The organism is Bdellovibrio sp. MYbb2 (assembly GCF_056175685.1).
Map to the genome: position 1 here is coordinate 319,050 of NZ_JBJKJI010000003.1, position 25,968 is coordinate 345,017.

Annotated in this window: 30 protein-coding genes and 1 riboswitch; of the genes, 9 read left to right on the top strand and 21 right to left on the bottom strand. The window is 49.3% G+C overall.

From position 1 onward, the window contains the following. Positions 1–32: 32 nt before the first annotated feature. Positions 33–788 carry a substrate-binding periplasmic protein gene (locus AC04MQ_RS15465; protein WP_475392508.1) on the top strand — a complete coding sequence of 252 codons (756 nt, stop codon included), beginning with the start codon at positions 33–35 and terminating at the stop codon, positions 786–788. Between the two features lie 70 nt (positions 789–858). Here the strand turns inward: AC04MQ_RS15465 and AC04MQ_RS15470 are convergent, their stop codons facing one another. From AC04MQ_RS15470 to AC04MQ_RS15480, 3 genes are all read right to left on the bottom strand, one after another. Next, positions 859–1,338, bottom strand: a complete 480-nt coding sequence (locus AC04MQ_RS15470; RefSeq protein WP_011164537.1) for a hypothetical protein — start codon at positions 1,336–1,338, stop codon at positions 859–861. Further along, positions 1,333–1,430: riboswitch (purine riboswitch) on the bottom strand. Its footprint overlaps the gene before it by 6 nt. A gap of 256 nt (positions 1,431–1,686) precedes the next feature. Then, on the bottom strand, positions 1,687–2,583 hold the full coding sequence (locus tag AC04MQ_RS15475; RefSeq protein ID WP_088565170.1) for a hypothetical protein: 897 nt from the start codon (positions 2,581–2,583) through the stop codon (positions 1,687–1,689). A gap of 65 nt (positions 2,584–2,648) precedes the next feature. Further along, entirely contained in the window at positions 2,649–3,629 is a 981-nt protein-coding gene (locus AC04MQ_RS15480) for a DUF4097 family beta strand repeat-containing protein (RefSeq protein WP_226988144.1), read from the bottom strand. Positions 3,630–3,762: 133 nt separating this feature from the next. Here AC04MQ_RS15480 and AC04MQ_RS15485 point away from each other — a divergent pair, with 133 nt between their 5' ends. From AC04MQ_RS15485 to AC04MQ_RS15500, 4 genes are all read left to right on the top strand, one after another. Continuing rightward, complete coding sequence (locus tag AC04MQ_RS15485; RefSeq protein WP_011164540.1) at positions 3,763–4,938, top strand: thiolase family protein; 1,176 nt, start codon at positions 3,763–3,765, stop codon at positions 4,936–4,938. A gap of 5 nt (positions 4,939–4,943) precedes the next feature. Next, positions 4,944–5,642: a CoA transferase subunit A gene (locus AC04MQ_RS15490; protein WP_011164541.1), complete on the top strand. Its 699-nt coding sequence runs from the start codon at positions 4,944–4,946 to the stop codon at positions 5,640–5,642. A 9-nt stretch (positions 5,643–5,651) separates the two neighbouring features. Then, on the top strand, positions 5,652–6,308 hold the full coding sequence (locus AC04MQ_RS15495) for a CoA transferase subunit B (RefSeq protein WP_011164542.1): 657 nt from the start codon (positions 5,652–5,654) through the stop codon (positions 6,306–6,308). A gap of 145 nt (positions 6,309–6,453) precedes the next feature. Next, on the top strand, positions 6,454–7,437 hold the full coding sequence (locus AC04MQ_RS15500; protein WP_011164543.1) for a cyclic nucleotide-binding domain-containing protein: 984 nt from the start codon (positions 6,454–6,456) through the stop codon (positions 7,435–7,437). 65 nt (positions 7,438–7,502) lie between these two features. On the opposite strand, the gene pyk is transcribed toward AC04MQ_RS15500, so the two are convergent. From pyk to AC04MQ_RS15525, 5 genes are all read right to left on the bottom strand, one after another. Continuing rightward, positions 7,503–8,990 carry a pyruvate kinase gene (pyk, locus tag AC04MQ_RS15505; RefSeq protein WP_038449319.1) on the bottom strand — a complete coding sequence of 496 codons (1,488 nt, stop codon included), beginning with the start codon at positions 8,988–8,990 and terminating at the stop codon, positions 7,503–7,505. Between the two features lie 5 nt (positions 8,991–8,995). Next, positions 8,996–10,672, bottom strand: coding sequence for a hypothetical protein (locus tag AC04MQ_RS15510; protein ID WP_374027238.1), 1,677 nt, complete (start codon positions 10,670–10,672; stop codon positions 8,996–8,998). Between the two features lie 86 nt (positions 10,673–10,758). Then, a complete protein-coding gene (locus AC04MQ_RS15515) occupies positions 10,759–11,496 on the bottom strand; it encodes a hypothetical protein (protein WP_038449321.1) in 738 nt (245 codons plus the stop codon). A gap of 1 nt (position 11,497) precedes the next feature. Then, positions 11,498–12,172, bottom strand: a complete 675-nt coding sequence (locus AC04MQ_RS15520; protein ID WP_011164547.1) for a tetratricopeptide repeat protein — start codon at positions 12,170–12,172, stop codon at positions 11,498–11,500. Positions 12,173–12,213: 41 nt separating this feature from the next. Then, a complete protein-coding gene (locus tag AC04MQ_RS15525; RefSeq protein WP_475392509.1) occupies positions 12,214–12,927 on the bottom strand; it encodes a hypothetical protein in 714 nt (237 codons plus the stop codon). A 171-nt stretch (positions 12,928–13,098) separates the two neighbouring features. On the opposite strand from AC04MQ_RS15525, the gene AC04MQ_RS15530 reads away from it, so the two are divergent. Continuing rightward, positions 13,099–13,371, top strand: coding sequence for an HU family DNA-binding protein (locus AC04MQ_RS15530; RefSeq protein ID WP_011164549.1), 273 nt, complete (start codon positions 13,099–13,101; stop codon positions 13,369–13,371). On the opposite strand, the gene AC04MQ_RS15535 is transcribed toward AC04MQ_RS15530, so the two are convergent. Both AC04MQ_RS15535 and AC04MQ_RS15540 read right to left on the bottom strand, forming a co-directional pair. Further along, positions 13,364–13,768 (bottom strand): DUF4339 domain-containing protein, encoded by a 405-nt coding sequence (locus AC04MQ_RS15535; protein WP_011164550.1) that lies wholly within the window; start codon positions 13,766–13,768, stop codon positions 13,364–13,366. The genes AC04MQ_RS15530 and AC04MQ_RS15535 overlap by 8 nt on opposite strands. Further along, positions 13,765–15,390, bottom strand: a complete 1,626-nt coding sequence (locus AC04MQ_RS15540) for a ChaN family lipoprotein (RefSeq protein ID WP_475392510.1) — start codon at positions 15,388–15,390, stop codon at positions 13,765–13,767. The genes AC04MQ_RS15535 and AC04MQ_RS15540 overlap by 4 nt, the downstream gene beginning before the upstream one ends. 82 nt (positions 15,391–15,472) lie before the next feature. On the opposite strand from AC04MQ_RS15540, the gene AC04MQ_RS15545 reads away from it, so the two are divergent. Beyond that, a complete protein-coding gene (locus tag AC04MQ_RS15545) occupies positions 15,473–16,681 on the top strand; it encodes a fused vitamin K epoxide reductase/thioredoxin (protein ID WP_011164552.1) in 1,209 nt (402 codons plus the stop codon). Positions 16,682–16,715: 34 nt separating this feature from the next. Here the strand turns inward: AC04MQ_RS15545 and AC04MQ_RS15550 are convergent, their stop codons facing one another. Further along, on the bottom strand, positions 16,716–17,306 hold the full coding sequence (locus AC04MQ_RS15550) for a hypothetical protein (protein WP_011164553.1): 591 nt from the start codon (positions 17,304–17,306) through the stop codon (positions 16,716–16,718). A 141-nt stretch (positions 17,307–17,447) separates the two neighbouring features. On the opposite strand from AC04MQ_RS15550, the gene AC04MQ_RS15555 reads away from it, so the two are divergent. Next, positions 17,448–18,581 (top strand): hypothetical protein, encoded by a 1,134-nt coding sequence (locus AC04MQ_RS15555; RefSeq protein WP_475392511.1) that lies wholly within the window; start codon positions 17,448–17,450, stop codon positions 18,579–18,581. Here AC04MQ_RS15555 and AC04MQ_RS15560 read toward each other — a convergent pair. Then, the gene (locus AC04MQ_RS15560) at positions 18,578–18,904 is read right to left on the bottom strand and encodes an STAS domain-containing protein (RefSeq protein WP_475392512.1); all 327 of its coding nucleotides are present in this window, start codon (positions 18,902–18,904) and stop codon (positions 18,578–18,580) included. The genes AC04MQ_RS15555 and AC04MQ_RS15560 overlap by 4 nt on opposite strands. 124 nt (positions 18,905–19,028) lie before the next feature. Here AC04MQ_RS15560 and AC04MQ_RS15565 point away from each other — a divergent pair, with 124 nt between their 5' ends. After that, positions 19,029–21,437: an LPS-assembly protein LptD gene (locus AC04MQ_RS15565; protein WP_475392513.1), complete on the top strand. Its 2,409-nt coding sequence runs from the start codon at positions 19,029–19,031 to the stop codon at positions 21,435–21,437. Here the strand turns inward: AC04MQ_RS15565 and AC04MQ_RS15570 are convergent. The 9 genes from AC04MQ_RS15570 to rpsP all read right to left on the bottom strand — a co-directional run bounded on the left by AC04MQ_RS15570 (position 21,434) and on the right by rpsP (position 25,945). Next, the gene (locus AC04MQ_RS15570; protein ID WP_475392514.1) at positions 21,434–21,772 is read right to left on the bottom strand and encodes a hypothetical protein; all 339 of its coding nucleotides are present in this window, start codon (positions 21,770–21,772) and stop codon (positions 21,434–21,436) included. The two genes, AC04MQ_RS15565 and AC04MQ_RS15570, sit on opposite strands and share 4 nt — an antisense overlap. A gap of 32 nt (positions 21,773–21,804) precedes the next feature. Then, on the bottom strand, positions 21,805–22,116 hold the full coding sequence (locus AC04MQ_RS15575) for a YraN family protein (RefSeq protein WP_326929569.1): 312 nt from the start codon (positions 22,114–22,116) through the stop codon (positions 21,805–21,807). 40 nt (positions 22,117–22,156) lie between these two features. Next, complete coding sequence (locus AC04MQ_RS15580; RefSeq protein ID WP_015091204.1) at positions 22,157–22,774, bottom strand: ribonuclease HII; 618 nt, start codon at positions 22,772–22,774, stop codon at positions 22,157–22,159. 170 nt (positions 22,775–22,944) lie between these two features. Next, on the bottom strand, positions 22,945–23,316 hold the full coding sequence (gene rplS / locus AC04MQ_RS15585; protein ID WP_015091205.1) for a 50S ribosomal protein L19: 372 nt from the start codon (positions 23,314–23,316) through the stop codon (positions 22,945–22,947). A gap of 50 nt (positions 23,317–23,366) precedes the next feature. After that, entirely contained in the window at positions 23,367–23,951 is a 585-nt protein-coding gene (locus AC04MQ_RS15590) for an RNA methyltransferase (RefSeq protein WP_015091206.1), read from the bottom strand. Beyond that, positions 23,944–24,771: a tRNA (guanosine(37)-N1)-methyltransferase TrmD gene (gene trmD, locus AC04MQ_RS15595; protein WP_015091207.1), complete on the bottom strand. Its 828-nt coding sequence runs from the start codon at positions 24,769–24,771 to the stop codon at positions 23,944–23,946. The genes AC04MQ_RS15590 and trmD overlap by 8 nt, the downstream gene beginning before the upstream one ends. Beyond that, the gene (gene rimM, locus AC04MQ_RS15600) at positions 24,764–25,282 is read right to left on the bottom strand and encodes a ribosome maturation factor RimM (RefSeq protein ID WP_015091208.1); all 519 of its coding nucleotides are present in this window, start codon (positions 25,280–25,282) and stop codon (positions 24,764–24,766) included. Before rimM ends, trmD begins: the two co-directional genes overlap by 8 nt. A gap of 110 nt (positions 25,283–25,392) precedes the next feature. Then, positions 25,393–25,632, bottom strand: coding sequence for a KH domain-containing protein (locus AC04MQ_RS15605; protein WP_038446499.1), 240 nt, complete (start codon positions 25,630–25,632; stop codon positions 25,393–25,395). A 64-nt stretch (positions 25,633–25,696) separates the two neighbouring features. After that, complete coding sequence (rpsP, locus tag AC04MQ_RS15610; RefSeq protein ID WP_041577634.1) at positions 25,697–25,945, bottom strand: 30S ribosomal protein S16; 249 nt, start codon at positions 25,943–25,945, stop codon at positions 25,697–25,699. Positions 25,946–25,968 lie beyond the last annotated feature (23 nt).

Sequence of the window (25,968 nt, forward strand, 5' to 3'; positions counted from 1 at the left end):
GATAATGAAAGAAGATGTTTGAAGGACTCAGGATGCTGCAATTACTTCTAATACTGACACTCACCTGTTCCGGGAGTTTCGCCCTTGCCACAACCATTGTTATCAATGGCGAGGATGACTGGGCCCCGTACTCATCGGCATCAGCCGACTATAAAGACGTCATCGGCCTTGCTCCGGAAATAGTGAAAGCCGCATTTAAAAGCCAGGGCATCACTGTCATCACCCGCCCCGTCCCCTTTGCCCGCTGTATTTATGAAGTCGAAAAAGGAAAGTCTTTGGGATGCTTTGACACCATCATCAACCAGGACACCAAAGATAAATACATCTTTCACAAAACACCGATGTTTGAAGCAGAAATGGTGGTCTATGGTCGCATCCGCGACAGCAAACAGAATGTGACTTTGAAAGACATGGAAAACAAAGTCGTCGGCACCACGAATGGCTACACTTATCCGACAGATTTTTTACAGAACAAAAAGATTCTGCATTCGCCCAGCCCTACCGAAAAATCACAACTGGAAAAACTGGCCAGTGAACGGATTGACTATGCCGTTGTGTGGGGGCTGACCGGAGAGCATCTGCTAAAAATTCATCCTGAACTGTCCAGGAAAGTCCGCCCTGTGGGTCGCCTTTCGAAAGACGGTCTTTACCTGAACTTTTCAAAGTCCCACAAAGACGGAGCCCACTATGCCGAGGTTTTTGAAAAGGGCCTGCAGACCATTCGTGCGGATGGCACCTACGACCGGATCACGAACCGTTTCCACAACATTCATCCGGTCGACCCTTAAAACGAAAAAAGCCCGTGCCTTATTCAGACACGGGCACCCCTCGACAGAGAGAAGAATTTTATTTCGGATCTTACAACTCGCGAACGCGAGCTTCGATTTCTGGAACTTCATTCAGGTGATTTTTCGCCTGGATGATGATCTCAACAGCGTCTTTCTGAAGCAAACGGCCGGCAGCCATTTTTTCACAGATCAGAGCTTCCAACTTGTCAGTGATTTCGTAAACAGATTCATGCTGTGGCCACAGATTTTTAGCATCGTTGCTGCCACCGGCACAAAGCGGGATGTAGTGATCGATCTTGAACGCCTGACGCTTCATAGAGCGCGTTCGGTAACCGATCTGGTCGTATTTTTGGAAGATGCCAGCCTTCTGGGAAGAAGACACATCACGTTCACAGTATTTAATCTTTTCAGGGTAACGGTATTCAGAAGGACGGTTGCAAAGAGCCCCCGGTGTCAGGGAAGCATCTGGTCCCTTGGGGAAGGCTTCGTAAGCCTGGGACATGGAAACAGAGAACAAAAGAACAACAAAGAGAACTGCGCTCTTCAACATATATTCGCTCCAAATAGACTGCCCTTTACGGTGGCAGGTAGAAACGTCAGACCCTATCTCCGACTTATATTTGTGTAACCGCGGTTAGTAGTAACGGCGAGATTTCCTCTTTGCAATAAAAAACTAAGGCCCCTAACGCACCCAGCCTATGTCCCCAAACAAAAAAAAGACCTGCCCTCATCAGGCAGGTCTTTCTAAAAATTCTATTCAAGAACAACTTTAAGGCCGTTCAAAAAGGTTCAGCCGCAAGGCGGAGGCCCCTTTTCGCAACGGAGGCGTGCTCCAAGCACGTCGGAGAGAAGAAAAGGGGCCGACAACGCAGTCGGATGGGCCCTTTTCAACGGCCGACTAGTACTCGTCGTCTTCGACTCCGGAGCCGGATCCTTCGCCCATTCCTCTTACTTCTTCGATGAACGCGCTATTATCCTCTTCAAAGTCATTGTCGCTCGCTGATTCGTCGATTTCCAGCTCTTGGATGGCAGCCAGGAAGTCTTTTTCGGTGCGCAAATCACGGCGGATCATTTCCAGGAATTTGTCCGGATAACGAGAGGTTAGCTCTTCCACATAACGCTCAAGTTTACCATCCTGAAGGATCTTCTTACGAACTTGGATTTTCTTCCAGAACATCAGGTAGTGGTAACGGCAGTAAGCATCCACGGCAGCGATCTGATCGCAATCGCGGGCACGGCAGTAACGGCGGCCTTCGGCATCCGTCAGAACCACTTCTTCGTCAGACTTGGCTTTTTCCTCGGCAACCCACTCTTCATCAACCTCGATCTCCTCTTCGGATTCCTCGACGGCTTTGAGTTCTTCCTCGTACTCGCCAATTTCATCACCCATCAGGTCGTCATCGGCGATAAAATCGTCTTCCAGCTCGTTTTCGTCCTTTTCCTTCTTCGCTTTGCCTTTTTTAGGGGCTTTTGCCTCTTTTTTAGGCGCAGCTTTTTCAGGAGCAGGTTGCGGAGCTGCCTTTTTCTCGGCTTTTTTGGCCGCTTCGACCTTGGTTTCTTTAACCTCTTTGGTCTCTTTGGCTGCTTTAACCGGGGCTTTAGCCGGTTTTACTTCCGGCTTTTTCTTCGCCTCAGGCTTTTTAGCCGCCTTAACAGGGGCTTTATCGGCCTTTTTCTTTACAACAGCCTTCGGAGCCGGCTTTTTTGGAGCTGGCTTTGCGGCTTTTGCGGGCGCTTTTTTAGCTGGTTTTGCAGCGGCTTTCGCCGCGGGCTTCTTTTTAACGATTTTTGCCATAGTTCTACCTGGTAGTGCTTTAGATGATCATTTCATCTGTCAGACATTTGAGAAAAGCTGTCAACTCATTTCACTGAAATAGTGCCATCTTGACTGCGCACAAAAATGCTTCCTCTAGGTGCGTCGCCACGAAGACGCCCACGCACACTTTTTTCCGCACTGAGCTTCGTCACACGAAGTTCCGAAGGAACAACAATTTCGCCTTCCACCGTCATCAAATTCAAAGAAGCTCCCGAACCCGGAGGCGTCTGAATGCTGACTTTGCCGGACTTGGACTTCACATCCACTTCAGAATCCAGAGTCATGCCGATAGTGATGGCAGCATCCTGATTCTGACCTTCGATGCGCCCCTGGAAGCCCTGAATATTCAGACTGCCTTTGCCGCTTTCAAACTGAATAGTCCCGTTGCTTTGGTTGACCTTGGCGGCCGACTGCTGCGCCGACACGGTCAGGAAACCACGCACTTTTTCAATGTTCATCTGACCCGAGAAAAGGGACGCTTCCACATCCCCCTGGATGTTCTTCAAAGTCATACTGCCAGAGTAAGAGTCCGCCTCCACCTTGCCCAGATGATCGGACACGGAGACGTCGCCTTTTTGCACGTAGACCTGCAAAGTCCCTGCGCCGTTAAGTGCCGCAACGCGGCCTTGAGTCAGGCTCACTTTAAGGTCTTTATTCCACTTCTGTGCCACGACGGATCCGCCGCGCAACTGCACTTCTGTAGGCATTGCCGGGCCGGTGATTTCGATTTTTTTCAGTTGTGTATTCGCTTTTGGCAAGATGTTCAGCCAGGTTCTTTTCCCGCTGTATTCATTCATGCGCACTTCGATGATATTATTTTTCTTTTCGACGATGAACATGCCTTCGGCGCCGGACTGCTCCACTCCGGAAACCCGCAACGCGGCACCCGGCTGCGCCACCATCTGAACCTGAGCCTCAAGTCCTTTGAGGACCAGACGATCCCCCTCAGAGACTGGCACGTCGAAAGTCGCCGCCATCACTGGCTGAAATACGAGGTGGGCAAGAATGAAACTAATCGCTGACATGCGTTGACTCCCCTGCCCCATCCCGGGGGCTATTGACTCTGTTCCTAAAATATAAAAAAGTATCCGGGCATTTACAATAAGGTATTTATAAAGCTTCGGGCGGAATGCGCCCCAAGACTAATTGAGGTGAAAAATGGAAAATGTCGTAATTGTGAGCAGCGTAAGAACCCCTGTAGCTTCTTTCCAAGGAGGCTTTGCCTCTGTTCCTGCACCAAAACTGGGTGCAGCAGCCATCAAAGAAGCCATCACTCGCGCAGGTGTTTCTGCTGACGAAATCGATGAGTGCATCATGGGCGAAGTCCTGACTGCAGGTGTCGGCCAGGCTCCAGCGCGTCAAGCGGCGTTGGGTGCGGGTTTGAAAAACTCCACTCCGTGCATGACCATCAACAAAGTGTGCGGCTCCGGCCTTAAATCCGTGATGCTGGCAGCAGACTCTATCGCTTTGGGACACACTAAAATTGCAGTGGCAGGCGGTCAGGAAAACATGACTTTGGCTCCACACTTGCTTGAAAACTCCCGCTCCGGTTACCGCATGGGTCCAACGCAAATGACCGACTCCATGATCAAAGACGGCCTTTGGGATCCATACAACAACTTCCACATGGGTAATGCCGCGGAAATCTGCGTGAAAGAGCACAACTTCACTCGTGAAGAACAAGACGCTTTCGCGATTGATTCCTACAAAAAAGCTCAGGACGCGTGGGCGAAAAACGTTTTCAAAAACGAAATCGCCCCGGTTGTGGTTGAAGGCCGCAAAGGTGCTGTGACCGTGGATAAAGACGAAGAGCCGTTCAACACGAACTTCGACAAAATCCCGGGCCTGAAACCTGCATTCGACAAAGCCGGCACCATCACGGCAGCCAATGCTTCCAAAATCAACGACGGTGCTGCGGCGCACGTTTTGATGTCTGAGTCTGAAGCGAAAAAACGCGGCATCAAACCTCTGGCGAAAATCGTGGCACACGCTACATTCGCTCACGAGCCAAAATACTTCACAACTGCTCCAGTGGGCGCGATCAAAGCCGCTCTGAACAAAGCCAACCTGAAAGTGGGCGATGTGGATCTTTGGGAAATCAACGAAGCCTTCGCCGTTGTGACTCAAGTGGCGATGAAAGAGCTTGAAATTCCGGCTTCCAAAGTGAACATCCACGGTGGTGCTGTGGCTATCGGTCACCCGATCGGCGCTTCTGGCGCGCGTATCCTGGCGACCTTGGTTCACGCTTTGCACACTCACAACAAACGCTACGGCCTTGCCACTTTGTGCATCGGTGGCGGCGAAGCGGTGGCATTGATCATCGAGAAAGCGTAATCATCATGAGCAAAAAGGTGTTTAAAGACGCCAAGAGCGCGCTCTTTGACGTCAAGGACAACATGACTCTGGTGCTGGGAGGCTTCGGCCTTTGCGGCATCCCGGAAAACTGCATCACTGTCTTGAATGAAATGGGTGTGAAAAATCTGACCTGCGTTTCTAATAACGCGGGCGTGGATGATTTCGGTCTGGGTTTGCTTTTGCAAAAGCGCCAGATCAAAAAAATGATTTCTTCCTATGTCGGCGAAAACGCTTTGTTTGAAAAGCTTTACATGAGCGGCGAACTGGAATTGGAATTCTGCCCGCAAGGCACTTTGGCTGAACGCATTCGTGCGGGAGGCGCAGGGATCGCTGGTTTCTACACTCCGACAGGAGTGGGCACACTGGTGGCTGAAGGCAAAGAGATCAAACAATTCGACGGACGCGACTATGTTCTGGAAAAAGGCATCAAAGGTGATTTCGCCTTTGTGAAAGCGTGGAAGGGTGACAAGTTCGGCAATCTGATCTTCAGAAAAACCGCACGCAACTTCAATCCGATGGCGGCAACAGCCGGGAAAATCACCGTGGCTGAAGTTGAAGAACTGGTCGAGATCGGCGAACTGGATCCGGATCAGATTCATACTCCGGGTGTGTACGTTCAGCGTATCTTCCAGGGCACTGACTATCAAAAACGCATCGAACAAAAAACAGTTTCCAAGGGATAGGAGAGCAAAATGCCATTAACAAGAGAGCAAATTGCTCAACGTATCGCTCAGGAAGTTGAAGACGGCTATTGTGTGAATCTGGGTATCGGTATTCCCACTTTGGTGGCGAACTACATCCCTCGGGATAAATTCGTTATGTTACAGAGTGAAAACGGTCTTTTGGGTATGGGTCCATTCCCGAAAGAGGCTGATATCGATGCGGACCTGATCAACGCCGGCAAACAAACTGTGACGGCACTTCCGGGCGCCAGCTTCTTTTCCAGCGCTGACAGCTTTGCGATGATTCGCGGCGGTCACGTGGACCTGACAGTATTGGGTGCGATGGAGGTTGATGAAACCGGCAGTATCGCAAACTGGATGGTGCCAGGCAAAATGGTTAAGGGCATGGGCGGCGCAATGGATCTGGTTGCGGGCGCACGAAATGTGATCGTGGCCATGCAACACACGGACAAGGAAGGCAATTCCAAACTTCGCACCAAGTGCACGCTGCCTTTGACGGGTGTTAAGTGCATCAAGAAAATCGTCAGCGATTTCGGCGTGATCGAAATCACACCTGAAGGTTTCGTTTTGAAAGAATATGCTCCGGATCTTACGCCGGAAAAGGTTCTGGCAGCCACTGAGGGCAAAATGAAAATCGCCCCAGACTGCAAAGCGATGACATTCTAACTTCACTTCAAGACGGCTTCCCACAAGAAGCCGTCTTAGTTTTAGACACTTCCCGTTCGCACACCCACCAAGGTCCAGCACCTCATTGCTCTGTCTGAAAATCCCATAGATAATAAATCTTCACGTACTTGCGAGTGGGGTTTTCGTGGCAGAAGCAAAAAAAGTGGCAAAAGACACCTATCTATTCAGAGATGGGGACGCTCCGGATGCCATGTATATCGTTAAGACCGGTGGTTTTGCCATCACCAAAAGCAAAGGCAACACAGAAGTTGTCATCGCAGAAATCCAGCCTGGCGCGATGGTCGGCGAAATGGCTTTGTTCGACAAAAAACCCCGCAGCGCCAATGTGAAAGCCACCAAAGATTCTGAAGTGATCGCACTTCCCTATGACTCTTTGAACAAACAGATGGACCAGCTGCCGGTGTGGGTTCGCGCCATCATGAAAACGCTGAATGAAAAACTGCGTGATGCAAACCAGAAAATCCGCCTGCTTGAAAACACCAATCCCGATGAAGAGCGCTTCCCGCCTCACATCGTGAACAAGTACATTTCCATTCTGAATCTGGTTGGAAACAAGTATGGAAAACCGGAAGAAGGCGGGGGCTTGAGCTTCTCGTCTGTTCTGATTCGCAATTACACAATTCAGATCTTTCAGGAAGCCACCAATAAAATGCAAAGCATCACCAACGCATTAACAGATCTGGGCTATCTGACTCAGGAAGACCGTGGCGACGGCACACAGAAAATCACCAACCTGAAACCACAGGAGCTGTTTGGCTTTGTCGACTGGTACAACGAGTGGCTGTTCAAACAGGACAAAGACCGCCTGCCGGCTTTAACTGAAGCTGAGGTCAACATTCTAAACGGCATCCTGCTATTTGCCCGCCGTGCCCAGCCGAACCACAAGGGCTTGTACAAAGTCGATCTGACCGATGTGCAGAACGAATCCATGAAAGAGCTGGGTCAACTGATCCGCGCGGACGATGTGAATTCTTTGATTGAGAAAAAATATCTGACGGAAAAAATCATGGATGAAAAAGGCGTCTACATCATGGTGGAACTGCCTTACGTTGAACCTTTGGCGCGCAATTGGACCATCGTGAACAATCTAAAAAAGAAACTTCGCTAGAACGCGGAAAATAAAAAAAGCCAGGGACTCCCTGGCTTTTTTTTATTTCATTTTCTCAAAGAAACTTATTCAACAATCGGCTCTTCCTGACAACGCAGAGGCAACTTGTCATTAGGAAGCTTCGCCACGTTTTCCCCGCCCACTGTGTGCACATAGATCGAATTGGTTTTTGCACCACAAGCAATCGGCTGACCCAATGTCAGAATCACACGGTCCCCGGTTTTACCCAAGCCATGGGACACCAACAACAGATCCACTTCACGCAGGATATCTTCCATCGTCTTATATGGCTTGATCGCGTGGGTCTGAATACCCCAGCCCAACTCCATGCCATTCAAAACATCCAGATGCTGAGTCACGGAAATAATGCGCGCCTTCGGACGGAAGGCCGAAATGATATTTGCCGTTTTACCGGAAGTCGTCAGACAGATGATCGCGGTTGCATTCAGCTTCAGCGCACTCAGTGAAGCACTGGCGGCGATAGACGCCGGCGTGCTCAGAAACTCGTTTTCAAGAGAGATTTTATAATACTCTTCTTCGTTGCGTTCCACCTCAGTGATGATCTCGTGCATAGTGCGGATACACTTGAACGGATATTTGCCGCTGGCAGATTCCGCCGACAGCATCAAAGCATCAGTTCCATCCAAAACGGCATTGGCCACATCCGTGATCTCAGCTCGGGTCGGACGAGGGTTTTCAACCATGCTGTCCAGCATCTGAGTCGCCGTGATCACCGGCTTACCCAGTTGATTGCATACAGAAATAATACGCTTCTGATAGCCCGGCAGACGGCTTTGACCGACTTCCACTGCCAAATCCCCGCGCGCCACCATGACAGCGTCACTCAGGCGGCAGATTTCTTCCAGATTTTCGATCGCTTCCACCATCTCGATTTTGGCTACGATCTTCGCATTGGAGTTCCCGGCCTCGATCAATTCACGCAGCTTGCGGATATCACGGGCATGACGAACGAAACTCAAAGCAATATAATCAACTTTATTGGCAATACCGAACTGCAGATCCTCCAGATCTTTTGGAGTCATGCAGTCCACAGGCAGATTTACACCCGGAAGATTCATGCCTTTGCGGTCTTTCAGAATACCGCCATAGACAACTTCCACGTCGATTTCCTCACCGCGAACCTGCAAAACCTTCACTTCCATCAGGCCGTCATCCAGAAGGATGCGCGTGCCCGGCACGCAGGCCAAAGGCAGCTCTTGGAAGTCGGACGGAACCAATCCTGGTTTCCCCAGAACTTTTGCCGTCGTTACCACCAGTTTTTCGCCAGGTTTAATTTCGATGGAGCCATTTTCAAACTTACCAACGCGGATCTTCGGCCCCTGAAGATCTTGAAGAATCGCCACCGGAGCCTGAAGCTCTTTAGAGAGCTTGCGCAGGGAATGAACCACCTTCAGGTGGTCTTCATGACTTCCGTGCGAAAAGTTAAGGCGAGCCACGTTCATGCCCGCCTTTATTGCTTTTTCCAGATTTTTCTCATCACGTGTCGCTGGCCCAATAGTGGCCACAATCTTCGCTCGACGATCTGCTAACATTTGAACTACGCCTTCCTGCTATATGAACTCATCTTCACAGACAAGTTTTGCATATCTTCCTGATGGCGTCTATTCATTCTATCAAGTTGATCTTGATGCGAATTGTTCAATTGAGCTATCTTAGCCTCGTACTTCATTTGCATGGATTCTTTTTCCATTTTACCGGACTTATCCCGCTCATCCACACGAGTTGCGTACATTTTCTCGATGCGCTTCAATTCACGATCCTGACTGTCTTTCAGGGCAGCCAAGCGATCTTCATAAGTCTTAACAGTCTGCTCCAACTTGGAGTTGAAGCTGGCTTCCATAGTTCTGAAGCGCTCCGTCATGTTTTTATTCAAGGCCAGATGATCCGCGCTGTTTTTCTCGCGCACCACGTCCATACGTTCCATGTAGTTCGACTTCATGACATCCAGAGAATCATTGTAATAGCGCCCCAGCTGATCCTGATTTTTGTTGGTCAGATCGATCACTTTCTTAACCCGTGCTTCGGCGTTATTCGCCACCTGGGTGACCTGATCCTTATGGGCTGTCAGCAGGTTTTCTCTTTCCTCGCGATGACGAGTGTTCATGATGCTGACCTGGGATTTATTTTCGCGGTCCGTGTTACGCAAAAGCTTCTGATTTTCAGTCAGAACTTTGCCAATGCGCTCGTCATTGATCTCTTTCATCCGGTCCACCGCATTTTCACGCTGTTCCTCGGAAAGACCCAAACGCTTTTCATAGGCCTGCGTCAGATTGCGGCGCTCAATACCACGCAGACGTTCATTTTTGGAAATTTCATTATTGAACTGACTGTTCAAACGCTGAATCTGACTGTCGCGGGAGCGAATCTGGCTGTTAATTCGCCCGTTCACAGAATCGCGGAAGTTCTGATTCTGTTCATCCATCAGATTGGATTTTTGAGCCAGGGTGTTTTCGTATTTGTCGCGAACGGCCACACGCTCCTGATCCATGATTTCCTGCTTCATCTGCAGGTTGTCGCCGAACTCTTCCTTGCTGTTGGTCACATAATCAGAGTACTTCTGGGACCAGCGGGAATTATCCGCCTCACGCTGACGCTCGGTTTGCTTCAGACGAGCCTCATAGGATTTGCGCATCTCACGCTCATTGCGATCTTTTGAACGCAACGTCTCGTCGTGACTGCTTAAAATGGCATCTCTTTCGCGCTCGTGAGCTTCATTCAGCTTGCGAGCGTTTTCATGAATGGCTTTTTGCGATTTGGTGCGATTTTCCTCGATGGCCGTGACAAAACGCTCATCACGATTGCCAATTTCAGAATTCAACTGGCCCACCAGGTTTTGTTTCTGGGACTCGTTGATTTCTTTTTGCTTTTTTATGGTGCTTTCGTAAGCTGCTTTTTGCTCTTCCCGGGCATTGTAAGCCTCTTCGGTTTTATTGCGCAAAGACTCACGATAAGTCTGACGGACTTCATCGATCTTCTTGGAGTTTTCATAGTCACGCTCACTCAAAGACTCGCGGCTGCGGTCTTTCAATTCAGCGATACGACCTTCATATTCATCAGTGATATTCTTGATTTCTTCGTGATGACGCTGCTCAAGCCGCTTCAGCTCTGCATTACGGCGTTTGGCATTTTCGCTTTCGCGATTCTCATACTCTTCCCGAGTCTTACGAATTTTTTCGTCCTGACGCGCACGATCCGATGATGAAATAGAAGACATCCTATCCTCCCAGACCTCAGATTAACATGAGGCATGGGAAGAAACTTCAAATGACATGGAATGCAAATTAAAATCAGGACCAGAGTCTAGCGCTCAAAGACACGCTGACGATAAAGCTCTTTCATTCGCTGCAGTTCCGCGGCTTTGCGCTGGCGGCGGGCTTCTTCGGCCTTTTCCTGAGCCTCAACAGAGGCGATCTTTCTGTCCGTCAAAGTCTGATAGAGTTGACTGGTTTTCTGGGCCAGATCACCCCAGTTGTCACGGTACAGGCGCACCTCTTTTACAAACTCCTCTTTAGTGCCGCGATACAAAGAGTTCCACATCGGCAGATGCTCTTTCATATCAATTGGCTGAATCATTCCGTACTCGGTCTTGCCCTGGGAATTCAGCCCGGAAACCCAGACCTCGAAACCCTCGGGAATCTCCAGCGTTTTACCATCACGAAGAGTCACCTTCAGGGAGGCATTCATATTGCGAATCAAAATGCGGGAGTCCTGAAAAATCACCCAGTACTCACCCATGGACGCCTTCGTGCTGGCATAAAGACTTTCCACCTGCAGGTTCTTCCCTGCTTCCACCCAGACAGCCCCTTTCACCAGGCGCCACTGATCCGGCGTCAGACGAACCAATGCCGAGCCCGCGGTGGCATGCAGTTGTTTGTTGTCCTTTTCAAAATGAAAAGCCGATCCGGTCACCTGAATCGCGCAGCTTTCCTGGGATTTCAGACAGGCCGAAGGCTGCTCAATCAGATCCCCGGCGGCCCGCACCCGGACCTCCATCTGAAATGCCATCAAGAACAACATCAAGCGCACGATTTTCTTCATACTACTCAACACTTTGCGCCAGTTTGCGCGCCTGTTTTTTAAGGTTTTCATTCTTGAAGTTTTTAGCAACGGTTTTATAGATTTCCGCCGCCTCTTCTGTCTGACTGTTGATTTCACTGATTTGCCCCATGCGAAGCAAAATGAAACCCGTCAGATCATGCTGTGGATACTGGGTCACCATTTCGTCAATCTGCCCCAGGCTGCTGCGATAGTCTTTTTTCAGGAAGTAACTTTCGGCAATAAAGAAACGCGCCTCAACACTGTGTTGGGACAACGGGTACTTTTCCAGAAGCTGGCCAAATTCACGGATAGCACGATCATACTGCTGACCGTTAAAGTAACGCTTTCCCTTTTCATAAATCGCACCGGAAAGGTCTAAAGTCTCTTCACTGGCCGGAGCCCGAACCACAGCCGAAAGATTGTGAAGTTCATACTTGGCTTGAAGTTTTTTGTCATTCGGAAGAACCTGCGCCACCGTTTGCTGGAAGTCCTTCAACTGATAACTTAAAAGAGAGTTGTTGAATTTCTCTTTTTCCACCTGTTTTTGCAGGGATGCCAGACGCATTTCATACTCTTCATGACCATTGAAATGCGCCACGAATGTGGCATACACTCCCATGAACCCGACAGCCAGGCACAGGCAGAAGACGACGAATAAAGAGTTCTGATTTTTCATGTCTCACTTATCGGCAAAAACCGATAAATATTGAGACTGTCTTATTTCGAGACGGACTTCTGGTCGTAGGTATAGACGATCTCAGCGTCCAGATCCTTCCACTTGCCATCCTTCTGAATTTTCGGCGCCACACGCCCCTTCATGACCTGCAGCTTTTTGTCCGCCTGGGAATACCAAAGATGGATTGGATCGACGATGGCAGCGATGATGAAACTTGTGGGCTTCATACGAAGCTCCATCCACTTTCCTGTGGCCGTGTCTTTTTCGCCGACCTTTTGCAAAGTGAAACCGACCGTTTCCAGGCGATCCCAAACTGCGAAGCGAACATCCAGAGGTTTGCCAGAAGCCAGAGCATCCCAGCTTTTTTCAACAAAGGCGTTGAAATTAGGAGTGCTCAACACAAAGCCGCTCAACTTTTCATCCGCACTTTTCTTTTTTCCACCCGGGCCCTCGTATTCAAAATAAATACGGCCGTCGCGAACCTGGAAGCGGCCCTTTTCACCCGTTTGCTTGCGGTCAATTTCATAAGAAAGCACATCGGCTTCTTTGATCAGACCCTTTTCACTCACAACAACCTTGCCCTCGGTATCACGGAACTCCGTTAGCGTCTGCAACCCATCGGTCTGGGGGGCAAGATCCACATTCAGAGTAAAAAGAGTTTTTTGGCGATTTGATTTCAAATCATACAGAGTTGCGGAAGAATACGTTTGCGCAAATCCGAAAAACGGAAACAAAAGTGCAAGAACGAATACCATAAAACCCCCGATCGAAAGTCCATAGTACCCAATAGATAAGAAAATAAAAAGCATGACACTTAACAGCCATTATTTTCTGCAATACATCCTGGACCGAAAAATTTCATTTAACTTGACCATCCCGACCATGAAAATTAGGGTAAGTTCCTTCGGGATGAGGATTGAAAAGCTATGAATAAAGCCCAATTGGTGGAACTGGTCGCAGAAAAAACAAAGACAACCAAAAGTCAATCCGAACTGATTCTCGACGCCACTCTGGAAGCCATTCAGGAAGCTCTCAAAGACGGTGATGAGGTCAAACTGGTTGGCTTTGGCACTTTCTCCAGAAGCTCCCGCAAAGCCCGCCAGGGACGCAATCCCAAAACAGGCGAAACGGTCAAAATTCCCAGCGCCTACATCCCCAAGTTCAAACCGGGCAAAGACTTAAAAGACGCCCTTAACTAAACTCTGGGCGATCCAAAATTCGCGACCAACCACTCATTCCGGATTTCCAGATATAATTCTGAGCGCTGACTCGCTGACTGCGCAAAGATTCTTGTATCTCGCGCACAGAATAAGGCCCTTCTTGCACCATGGCCTTGCCGTCATCTGAAGCTACCAAAAGCACCCACTCTTTATCATCTGCCGCGATATCCATCCCCTGCACATACCCTTGCGTGGCCGGAAACAGACTGCGATCAAATCCCCACTCCCAAGCGGACTTCCAACTGCCGTCCGCATCACAAGAAATCAGGTCATGAGGTCCGATATCACCCTTTAGTATGAGCTGACGGATTTCCTCAACACCAACGGGCCCCTGGGGCTTCAAATTTTTATTGTAGTACCAACGGTCATTTTTCATAGCTTTTCCTTTTTACTCAGGAACGGTGCCGGCAAGGACTCGATCACTTCCAACGCTTCATAGTAAACCACATCAAAATGCGGATTGCCCAACGGCTTTTTCAGGAAGGTCGCCAAAGTGGCCGCCTTAATCAGTTTTTTCTGATATCCGCCAAACAAACGCTCTCCCATCATCCCACCCAACAAAGACGCTGCCAGAACATAGCTCCACTTTTTACGCGGACGCGCCTGCAGACGATGTCCAGGGACACCTGTGATCACCATCAATTCATGCATTTTCTGAGCGAGCGCCAGCTGCAAGGCCTCTTTCCCCAAATCCGAAGGCCCGCGCGTGGCCAGACTGGCCTTGATATCCGCAATGGTGTCGGTCTTGCGCTTGTGGTTGATGATTTTGGAACCAAAATAGGCCACCGCCTGCTTCCAAATCAGACGCAGAAAATCTGCCGGAACATCCATGGGGATCTGTTTCTCTCCACTGACCTGGGCATGCACGAAGTGCATCGCCAACGAGGCCGCGTGATTCACGGTTCCCCGCGCCAGATAGGCTGCGCCGATCTCTGGTAAATAGAATGAATTCTCATCTGCAATCATCAGCTCAATCCAGCGCAATTTTTTGGGGTCATAGTGCTCGCGCACCTGACTCCAGAAAGAGCTGTCCCGGGCCGTGTACACCGACAGATTGGAGGTTGAAACAGTCAATCCCAGCTCCTCGGAGATGATCTTCACATAGCGGCCGACGTGATCCGTATAATCCAGCAGATCCTCGTCGTCGTCATCATCGTGCAAACCTAAATCGTAAGTCTGCTCCAGATACATCAGATAGTTTTGCCACTTCACCCACGGCGGAACACTCATCAGGCAGAAAATGTTCTGAGACAGGCGCACCAGATCCGTGCTGGCTTCCAGTTCCCGATTCAGCAACTGGAAATAGATCTTTTCAGAGTTCTGGAAGATGCGCAGGATGCGTTTTGCAAATGGAGCCCCCAGAATGCGGACGATCTCAGCGGGAATATGCTCTGCTGCCAAATGCAAATCCCCGTAGATAACGAAAACCAAATGATCAGGATGGGCCTTCACCAATTCAGCAATCTTTTTGCCAGCAAAGACATCCCGCGACTTTAAAGTCGTCGCATTGCGCTTTTTATAGCTGCGATTGATGCCGCGGACAGCGACTTTGTTTTTTTGCGCCCAGCGCAACAAAGGACGATAGTACTCCCATGGAAAACCCCACTTGGTCTGCCATTGCACTGACTTAAGAAAATCACGCTCTGACATCTTACCGGACATATAGCGGTCGATTTTCTCCTGATCTGCAGCCTCAAGAAACTCGACTGCCAGGATGGTTTTGCGGTCCTTTGGAATATGACGAAGGATGCGGGCCTGGGCTTTTTGCGACTGGTGAAGGGCGTGAAAATCCCCGACCATAACGACCTGAGAATGGCTCATCTGTTCCCAGAGAGCTTCTTTGGTGGAGGCCGTCCATTTCTTGGCGAACTCCTTTTCATAGACCTTTTGATAGCGCATCAGCTCAGGAGTGTCCCGCCCTAACCGATGCCGCACCTGCTTTTCCATCTGCAAGTACAGGTCTTTCCGAATACGTATCCATTTTTGTAGGTCGTTCAAGCTGTCTTCCTTGAGAGCATTCCAAAGTATTTTTACATAATTTCGATTGATTTCAAACACGATTCTAAGATTCAATGAGGTCATGAAAAACACAGTCAGCAAATCCAAGTTCCTGCTTATCGCGATGATCGCCACCCTGATCGGCGTGGGTGTTCACATCTATTTGACCCTGCACTACTATGACATCAAATTTGGCCTGTCCGCGGGCGACTCCATGTGCAATATCAACGAAGTGCTGAACTGTGATGCTGTGACTGCCAGCAAATTCTCTGCATTGCTGGGAGTACCAATCGCACTTTGGGGTGTTATGACCAATCTGGTGCTGGTGTACTTCCTGGGTGTCACCCGCTTCAACTTGGTGCAGGATCCGGATCGCACGTCCCGCTACGCTTTGTTGCTGTCCGGCGTGACAGTTCTGGCCTCCGTGGTGATGGGATTGATCTCGGTCACGGCGATGAGCAATCTTTGTATCTTCTGCATCAGCGCTTACGTGCTTTCCCTGGTTGGCTTCATCTTCACATGGATGGGCGCCGAAGACGTGACTGCTGAAAACATCAGCAATGACATCAAAGACATCTTCACCTCCGAAAGATGGGTTGCCGGATTCCTGCTGGCGATTCCCGCCTTCGCTTTTCTTGCAAATATTATGTATCTGGAAAGTCATGGCCTTTCTGACATGGAAAAAATGGCCAAAGAAAAAGTGGCTTATTGGCAAGTGGCTCCTCAGCAGAACTTTGACCTGACAAAGGGTCTGAGCATGCAAAAAGGAACTGACGAACCCGTGATGACCATTGTGGAGTTTGCTGACTTCCGCTGTGGCCACTGTAAACACGCAGCCGCTCCTTTGCACAGCTTCACCAAAAACCACCCGGATGTGCGTTTGATTTACAAACCATTCCCTCTGGATGGCACGTGCAATGAGGCGATGAAAGGCGGCGGCGGAGACGGCATCTCTTGCGGTCTGGCATTTGCGACATTGTGCTCTGAAAAAATCGCCCAAAAAGGCTGGGTGGCGCACGATTATATCTTCGACAACCAGGAAGAAATCACGCGCATGATGAACCTGGATAAGAATCTTGAATCCATCGCAAAAGCAACCGGCATCCAACTGGAAGAACTGAAAACCTGTGTGAAGGGAACTGAGATTCCTGAAATCGTGCGCAACACCGCCAAAGAAGGCGAAGTGGCACAGATCCGCGGGACTCCGGCGATCTTTGTAAATGGCAAGCTGCTGGACGGCGGCCAACTGATCCCGGTCCTTGAAGCTGCTTATAAAACATTGAAAAAGTAAGATGAAAAACGGCCTCCAAGAGGCCGTTTTCTTTTTAGAATCCGATCATCTCCGCCAGCACATTGGCGAGTTTTCCAAAGCCGTCATCAAACACCAGCACACTGGTTTTTGCCAGGCCATTGACGATATCCAGCCAGAACGCCAGAATGATCACAGCCAGCGAGGCGAACCACGCAGCCTTCACCACATAGATGGTGGAACGAACATCCTGAATGCGCAAATCGCCCTGAACTTTCTCAACAATCTTCAGAACATACTGAAGTTCACGGAAGTGTTCTTTGAATTTCTCGCGAAGCTCCTGCTGTTTCGCACGCGTCAGGGAGTTGATCCCCGGAAAGCTTCTTTTGGCTTTAATTGCATAGATCAAATCGATGGAATGATTGATGTATCGAGTGACTTTATCCTGAAAGTTCGGATACTCGGAAGGCTTTTCCAGGAAGTCTTTCAGCTCTTCGATGGCGCGATCGTATCGCTCATCCAAAACCCAAGTCAGGATGTTGTAACGCAAAGACTCAGGCCGGCCCAAGTCCGACTTGTCGACATTCATATCGAAGAAGGCACCATCTTCCCTCTTCTTGCTTGGATCCGCGCCATTGGCAGCGTCTTTTAATGCAGGTACTGACATGAGTATCTTTTCGGCTGTTTGGTGGCGATATTAAGGTCTTTTGTTACTACCTAGGTCCAGTCTTAGTACCTTGGTTTGACTAATTATGTCTCATCCTGAGAACATGGACCTAGGGCGACCTAGACTTCATGGAGGAGGGCTATGGAAACCGAATCTTTCCAGACCGCGAAACTTGGACATTTAGACTTTGATTCACCCCGGGAAAACCAGCCGGTGGGCAAGATCCCATTGCCTGACGAACTGCCCCGCCAGAATGATTTCAGCCATCTCCCAAAAGAGATCCTGAAGTCCTCCACTGTTGAAAATCTGATTTCACAAAATGAAGACCTGATGGCCCGCCTGAAGGTGACTTTGCGCCGCTTGTCCCTTTTGGAAACTGAAAATCAGAAGTTCAGCGAAGAAGCCAACAAGGCCCGCCTGTCCCAATCCTCTGTGACTGATCAAATTCTGGTCTGGAAGGAAAAGGACAATCTGTGGAGACAAAAAGTCGACCAACTGGAAAGAGAAAAAGAAATCCAGTCTGAAAAACTGCGCGCACTGACCGAAAAAACACAACACATGGCCACCGAACTGGCGCGCCATGAAAAATATCATGAGCGCATCAAGACCCAGGTGAAGCCTTATATCTCGGAACTGAAAGAGTACTCCCGCACCCAGGATTTGCGCCTGCAGGAGCTGGAAAATGCCTCCAGCCACAAAGAAGCCCAGCTGCGCGATCTGCGTCATCAAATCATCGAGGTGACCAAGAATTCCCGCTATCAAGTTGAAGCTTCCGAGAAAAAAGCTCAGGAAATGGTTCACTTCTATGAAGAACAGATCGAGCGTCTAACCAAGGAAGTGGCACAACTGCATCAGATTCAAGAAGAACTTGAAGTGAAGTCCATAAAGCTGCACAGCGCTTTGGAGCGCCAGGACACTTTGGAAAATGAAGTGGTGACTCTTCGCCGCAGCAAAGAAGAACTGAAAGACCGCTATGAGCAGGAGATCCAGCGCCAGCAGGAACGCATCAGCGAACTGACTCGCCAGAATCAAAAACTGGGTGTCGAGCATGCTGATTTGCAGATTCGCGTGGTGGAAGATCAGGAAAAAATCCAAAGACTTGAAAAAGACCACTATCAGTCCCAGGAACAACTGGAAAGTCTAAGGTATATGTGGACTGCCAAGAATGAGGAAAACGAAAAACTCAAGGTTGCAGCCGCTGCTTTAGAGCGTTTAAACCTTGAGTTGAGTCAGAAACTTAATGAATTGCGTAAACAGGACGGGCCCACAGCTTAAAAGCTTTGCAGGGCCCCTTCGATACTTTCATGCACTTCCAGGCTGGCACACTCAGAGAATGAGAAAAGGCGCTGGAAGTCCGGAGTCAGACCCGCGATCTTCACACTCATGCGGCTCCCCGCATTCAAATCATTCAAGATACCAAAGAAAGACTGAATCCCGGAAGACCCCACAAAGTGCAGGTTTTTCATGCAGAATACGACTTTACGGTCGGAGAAGTTCTGCAGACAGGCTTTTTTAAAGGACTGAGCTTTTTCGATTTCAATGCGACCGCTCAAAGACACAACGGTGATGTCACCATCGAGCACGAGTTTGACTTCCATGTTAAGACCTCATCAACCTAAGTTAAGTGTTCTATCTTAACGGCCAAAATCTATGACATTTTGAGTCCAAAAAGAGACCAGTTTCACCTCGACAAAGGCCCTAAAGCATCCCTAGAATACTTTGGTGCTTCGAAGCTGGATCGTCTTGATTTCATTTTTACTGGTGACAGTGATGTCATCTTCTTTTGCCCTGGGTGCAGAACCCATGGCGAAGATCCATGATATGTTGATCAATGCCGACAGCATGTACCGCGATACTGAAAAAGAGGTCGTGGAGCTGGAAGGCAACATCCAGATCGTCTACAAAGGCCAGCACATCAAAGCCGACAAAGCCATCACCTCGCTGCGCTCCCGCCAGGTGGAACTGTACGGCAATGTCGAAATCATGGACGCCAAAAACACCATCGTGGGTGATCAGGTGTTCCTGGATTATGAAAACAACACCGGCATGATCTATAATGGATCGGTGCAATCCGGTCCGATCATGTTCTCGGGCGACGTTTTGCAAAAAACCGGCGAATCCGAATTCGTGGTGAGTTCTGCTGATTACACCGCCTGCACCAACTGCCCGGCTTCCTGGAGTTTCTCAGGCACCACGGTGCGCGCCGAACTGGGCGGCTATGCTTATATCAAGAATGCCGTTCTGCGCTTTGGCCATGTGCCGGTTTTCTGGATGCCATATCTGATTGTCCCGCTTAAAAGTGACCGTCAGTCAGGCCTGCTGACTCCGACCTTTGAAGTTTCTGACAAGGGGGGCTTTGCGATCTCCCAACCGTACTTCTGGGCGATTTCCCGCAGCACCGATGCAACGTTTGAAGTAAAAGACTACGCCAAGCGGGGCCTTAAGGGTTTGGTCGAATATCGCTACATGCTGAATGATACATCCAGCGGAACGATGAATTTCGGAACCATCTTTGACCAGGCGTTCGCACAAGATGACCGTTTGAATTTATACCGCCCGGCCAGCGAAAAAGGCGACCCTTTAGAGCGCTGGTTCCTGCGCTATGATCATTACTATGACATGCCGGATGGCATCGTTCACCGCGCCCAGTTGAATCTGGCCAGCGATCTGCAATATCCCAAGGACTTCCCGACCGAGACACTGAATCACGGTGACTCGGCGATGGAAAACCGCATGTCCTTCACCAAAAACACTCTGGATCAGCACTACAGTGTCGATTCATCGTACTATGTGAACATGCTGCACGGAAATCCACAGGAAGGAAATGAAGACGCCGTTCACCGCATTCCTGAACTGCGCTTCTCGCAAACCCAGGAAAATATTGGCGAGACCAATTTCATTTACTCATTGAATTTGACCTATGTGAATTTCACCCGCGCCGGTCAGGCCTATGACGACATGACCGAACAAACCATCAACGGGAACAAAATCCGCTTCCCAACCAACACGTGCAACGACCCGCGCTGGGAAGACACCCCCAACTGCCGTCGCGTGTATGATGGGTCCTACAATCCAGGCCTGGATCAGATCCGCACCGGTCAGCGTCTGGATTTCATGCCGGCCCTTTATTACCCGATCAAATTCGGCGACGGTCTGGATGTGATTCCGGCGGTCAGCTATCGCGAAACCCACTACGGCTTCAACATCGACGAAGACCAGTATCTGTCCCGCCGCTACATCCGTACCGAAATCGGCGCGCGCACAAATTTGAGCCGCATCTATGGCGACACGGTAAATTCAAAAGCCACTCGCTATAAACACGAGATCATCCCGGAAGTGATCTACACCCGCCTGCCGTGGGTGTCCCAGGATGACAATCCGTTCTTCGGCACTGGTTCAATTTCAGATGCGCCGTACACGGCCCGTGACAGTATCACGGATCTGGACATCGCCAGCGACTATGGCGTGCAGTTTGACTATTATGACCGCGTCTATGACCGAAACCTGGTGACGCTGGCTTTGACGAACAAGATCACGGAAAAACGCTGGATTGGTGACCGTCCTGAATACCGCCAGGTCGGTTATCTGAAACTTGCGCAGTCTTATGACGGCACCCAGGAAAACAAAGTCGGCGTGAAAGAACCTTGGTCAGATCTGACCGCCACTTTGGATGTGCGTCTGGATCGTTTCCAGACTTATTCCATCTTCAACTATTTCCCTTATCAGAACGTGACCAACGCGTCTTCGCGTGTGCGGTTGTTAAATGATATGGGTCAGTTCTTCCAGGTGCAGCTGACTCGTCAATACAAGGTCACTCCGGGGCAATCCGCGAACACCAGCGATCGCCAGGAAGATTACACGTTCTCGGCGGGCTTCACTTCCAGATTCATCAACTTGATGGGTAAGTTTGTATATGACGCCAACTGGGCGGAATCAACGACTCGCGATCAGGTGAAATCCTGGGCGTACATTGCGCAATTCAAACCGCCGGGCGATTGTATGATGATCACCTTCATTCACGATCAGGTGACCGGTGGGGATACCAACTTTAAATTGAATTTCGAATTCACATTCGATGGAAATCCAAAACCGGCCTTGCCACCAGAAGCTTTGGATTCATACGGATTCTAAAAACTCAAAACCGTGGCGAACACTTCAGCTCCATCAATCTGACCTTTTTCGAAAGTCGGCGCGATGGCAAAATCCGGCTGCTGAGACAGTTCCGGTTGTTTGTTCATGGAATAAGCCCCATAAGCGATTCCCGCATACAAACCCAATGAAGCCCCGCGGGCCACGTTGTTCCAGCTTTGACTGGGTTTGTCTTCCACCGCCAGACTGACCACACCGACTGCCGCCCCACCCAACGTTCCCCACGCACAACTGGTCAGAAAGCGCTTCAGGCTTTGCGCCTGGACGGATTGAGTTTGAAGCAGAACCAGAATCAAAAGTGGCAGGATTTTTCTCATAAGACATTGTCCCCTGAAAGCGGGGTTTTCAGTCAATCACTGATGTCTTCAAAGACCGTGATCTCACCGTCTTTCGTGACAAAGGCCCAGTGAATTTCGACCAGCACATCCCAGCGCGCCGCCAGAAACAGCATTGCCCGCACCAAACGGGCTTTTTGCTTTTTAGTGATTCGAAAGGGCTGAAAGTCAGACAGGTTGGTGGTTTTAACCTCCACCATCAATAACGTCTGCCCGGAGGTTTTGAACAACAAATCCACTTCAGCAAAGGGGGTTTTCACTCGCTGTCCCAGCAAGTGAAAAAGTTTACGCTGATAGTATTCGATAACCAGAGACTCGGACTGCAGTCCCCGTTCATGCGCCCAATAGACTGAGCGCTCAGAATTATTACACGTATTCTTTGACGCCCGCGAAGGATCTGCGGTGAGCGATGCACGGCCCGTGGTCGACGATGCTTTGTTTGTGAACCGGCGTGGAGTAGCCTTTGTGAATTTCGAATCCATAGTGCGGGTACTTCACTCCCAGATCTTTCATCAGACGATCACGGGTCACTTTCGCAACAATGGAGGCCGCCGAAATCGGAGCCACTCGCAAGTCACCTTTTACAATGGTGCTTTGTTCGAAGCCTTTTAGATTCGGAATCTTTTTGTTGCCGTCCACCAGAACGTGACCGCTCTTCACTCCTAATTTTTCCACCGCACGTTTCATCGCAAGCAGTGAAGCATTAAGAATGTTGATTTCGTCGATTTCTTCAACGGAAGCAGAACCGATACCAACTATGTGTTCTTTTAAAATAAGATCCGCCAGCTCTTCGCGGCGTTTTTCGGACAGAAGCTTGGAGTCAGTCACAAGGTCATTCAAAGCATCGGACTTGAAAATCACCGCCGCCGCATAAACGGGACCCGCTAAACAGCCACGACCCACTTCATCCACGCCAATGATCGGAGTGGGCGAAAAATCACGCCATTCAATTTTCGGGAATTCGACTTTTTCTTTTTTAGCCATGCAGAGTGCCTCGATGTAAGGCTTGCGATACTACAAATAAGCGGGCCCGCGGGTCACGCTGAATGTGACTGCGTCGACGACAATGTTCCTGACAGACGTCAGAAAAAACAAAAGACCCGGAATCGTAAAATCCCAGGTCTTTGCATAAAAGCTGTATTTAGTTTAAAAAACTAGTCTGCTTTAGCGGAAACCAGCTCAGATTCAATCTTAGCTGCTTTACCTTTAAGAGCGCGAAGGTAGTAAAGTTTAGAACGACGTACTTTACCTACGTTTACGATCTCAACTTTATCCAAAGCTGGAGATGCGAACGGGAAAGTTCTTTCCACGCCAACACCAGCGGACATTTTACGAACTGTGAAAGACTTCGCTGCACCAGATCCTTGGATCTTAGTTACGATACCTTTGTAAAGCTGAACACGCTCTTTCTCACCCTCTTTTACTTTAACGAATACGTTAACAGTATCACCAGAGTTGAAGGACTGGATATTTTTGTTAGCAGCTTTAACACTAACGCGACGAACGATGTTTGTTTCTTTAGCCATTGCTTAAAATCCTTATAGCAGTCAATTTTCACAAAAAGTAAAACAAGGGTCTACCATGGACCCATGACACGGTCAAGACAGATACTTACGGCAGATCTTACTGAAAGATGCCGATAATCTTTGGGGGGAGCACCCCTAATGCTCTCCAGAACCCCTGACGAGGATCTGATGAGGTCTTCCGTCAAACCGAAGCCTGTTCCAAATAGCATAAAAACTGGCTTTTTGGCCACATGCATTTCATTACGCAGCTCGGCAAACGAGTACTTATGCTTCGCCCACTCCGTACGGGCGGTTGTAGCGATCGTCAAGGCCTCTGGGACATTCCAGTCCTCAAATGCCTTTTCGACGCTCGCAACGGCCTTTACGTTCCCCAGGGCGGTCTTTCTCATGGGGTTGAACTTGGAGCCCTGGCCGGTACGCCAGTGATCCAGCACGCGATCCACAAACATCAGCTGCTCTTGCATGGGATGGATGATGTAATATTTTTCCACCCCGAAGACGGTCGCCGCGCGGGCGATGTCATGAATATCAAAATTGGTCACGTTGGTGGCCACTGTTTTCTGCATGCGATCTCGCACCGGATAGTGGACCAGCCCAATCGCCAGACGGGGCACGTAAGGTGTTTCTTCAGCCATTGAAGCTTTCCTCATTCAGGTCCTCAAGACCCAAAACTTCGCGATCCTGAGGGGATAGTTGCTGCCAGAACTTAAAGAGCTCCTTCAGGGGCTCTGCCGTTTTTTTCTTTTTCAATGCGCGGTACTTTTCACGCTCTTCCGCCAGATAGATGATGAACAGATCCGGGCGTTTCTTTAAGGTCACCAACGCCGAAACTTTCTCTTTCCAGTCGGCGATCAACTTGTGATTGCCACCCAAAAGAACTTCGGGAACATCCTGCCCTAAATACTGGCGAGGACGAGTGAAATTGGGATGCTCCAGAAGACCTTCTGAAAAACTGTCCTTGTCCGCTGAATCCACATGCCCCAGCACACCGGGAATGAAACGCGAAAGTGCATCGATCACCACCAGCGCCCCCAGCTCGCCGCCGGAAAGCACATAATCCCCTACAGAGATTTCTTCATCCACATAGCTGTTGATGATTCGCTGATCGATCCCGCCATAACGGCCACAGACCAAAACCAGATGTTCTGCCTGGGATAATTCACGGGCCTTGTCATCCGTGAGCACCGAGCCTTGCGGCGACAGATAGATGATCTTGGAATTCTTATGTTGCACTTTTTGAAGGGATTTTTCGAGAGTCTCGGACAGCATGATCATGCCGTCACCACCGCCAAAGGGACGATCGTCGACCGTGCGGTGTTTATCGGTGGCAAATTCGCGCGGAGTGTGCGCCTGCACCGACAAAAGATCACCCTTTAATGCCTGCCCCAGGACGCCGTGAGACACCGCGCCCTGGATCATCTCAGGGAAAAGAGTGATCACATCGATTTTAAGCATTTTCGATATCGAAAAGCCCTTCAGGCAAATCCATCACGACAGCCTGATGTTTGAAGTCGATTTTTTTGATGAAAGCATCAACGAACGGAACTTCCGCTGTTTTACCGTCAACAGTTTCAACCACCAGCAAATCCTGAACACCGTTAGAGGAAAAACCAACGATTTCGCCCAATACGGTTTGTTCTGGATTCTTCAACTTGAAGTTTTTAATCTCAGACAGGAAGATGGTTTCACCCGGCTTGGACACCATCAGGTCTTCCTCGATGAAGAATTCCATGTGCTCCAGACCTTCAGCAGCGGTGCGATCAGCCACTTCAGCAGCTTTTACGATCAGACCTTTTTTGAAAGGCTTGGTGCGCTCAACAGTGAAAGTTTTGATTTCATCTGAGTCTTTGGCTTTAAGGCCAAAGGTTTTCATGCGTTTTGCCCAGGCAATTTCACCAGAGAAGACCAAAACATAAAGGTCTCCTTTAAGGCCGTGAGCTTCGCGAATTTTTCCTACCAATTTCAATTTACGACTCCAGTGAGACGGCACTTAAGTCCGCCAGCACAAATAAGAAAGGGGTCACCTATTTGGTAACCCCTTCCATGAGAATTAACTCTAAATTTACTTAAACCAAACTATTCAACGATATCCAGGTGATAACGTTTGTTAAGCTTAGTACCCGCAGCGCGGATGATAGTTCTCATCGCAGCAGCGGTTTTACCTTGCTTACCAATTACTTTACCAAGGTCTTCTTTATCGACCTTCAAAGCAAGAAGTGTGGTTTGCTGACCAGGGATTTCATCAACTTCGACATTTTCAGGTTTGTCCACAAGGGACTTCGCCATGAACTCAACGAGGTCTTTCAAGCTATCCATATTTACCCCCACAGATAGTACCTACCTGATCTAGTTTAGCAAAACCAAGTAGGAAGCCAACAACTTATTTAGCTTGAGCCAATTTGATCACGTGTTTTACGCGCTCTGAAGGTTGTGCACCTTTTTTGATCCACTCTTCAACTTTAGCCAGATCAAGCTCAATCTTTTTGTCGTTACCTTTTGGAGATGGAATGTAAGTTCCAAGAATATCAAGGAATTTACCAGTCACATAACGACGGGAATCCGCTACAGTAACGCGGTATTTAGGTTCATGCTTAGCGCCCATACGAGCCAAACGAATTACAACTGCCATTTCTAAACCTCATGTATCAAAAA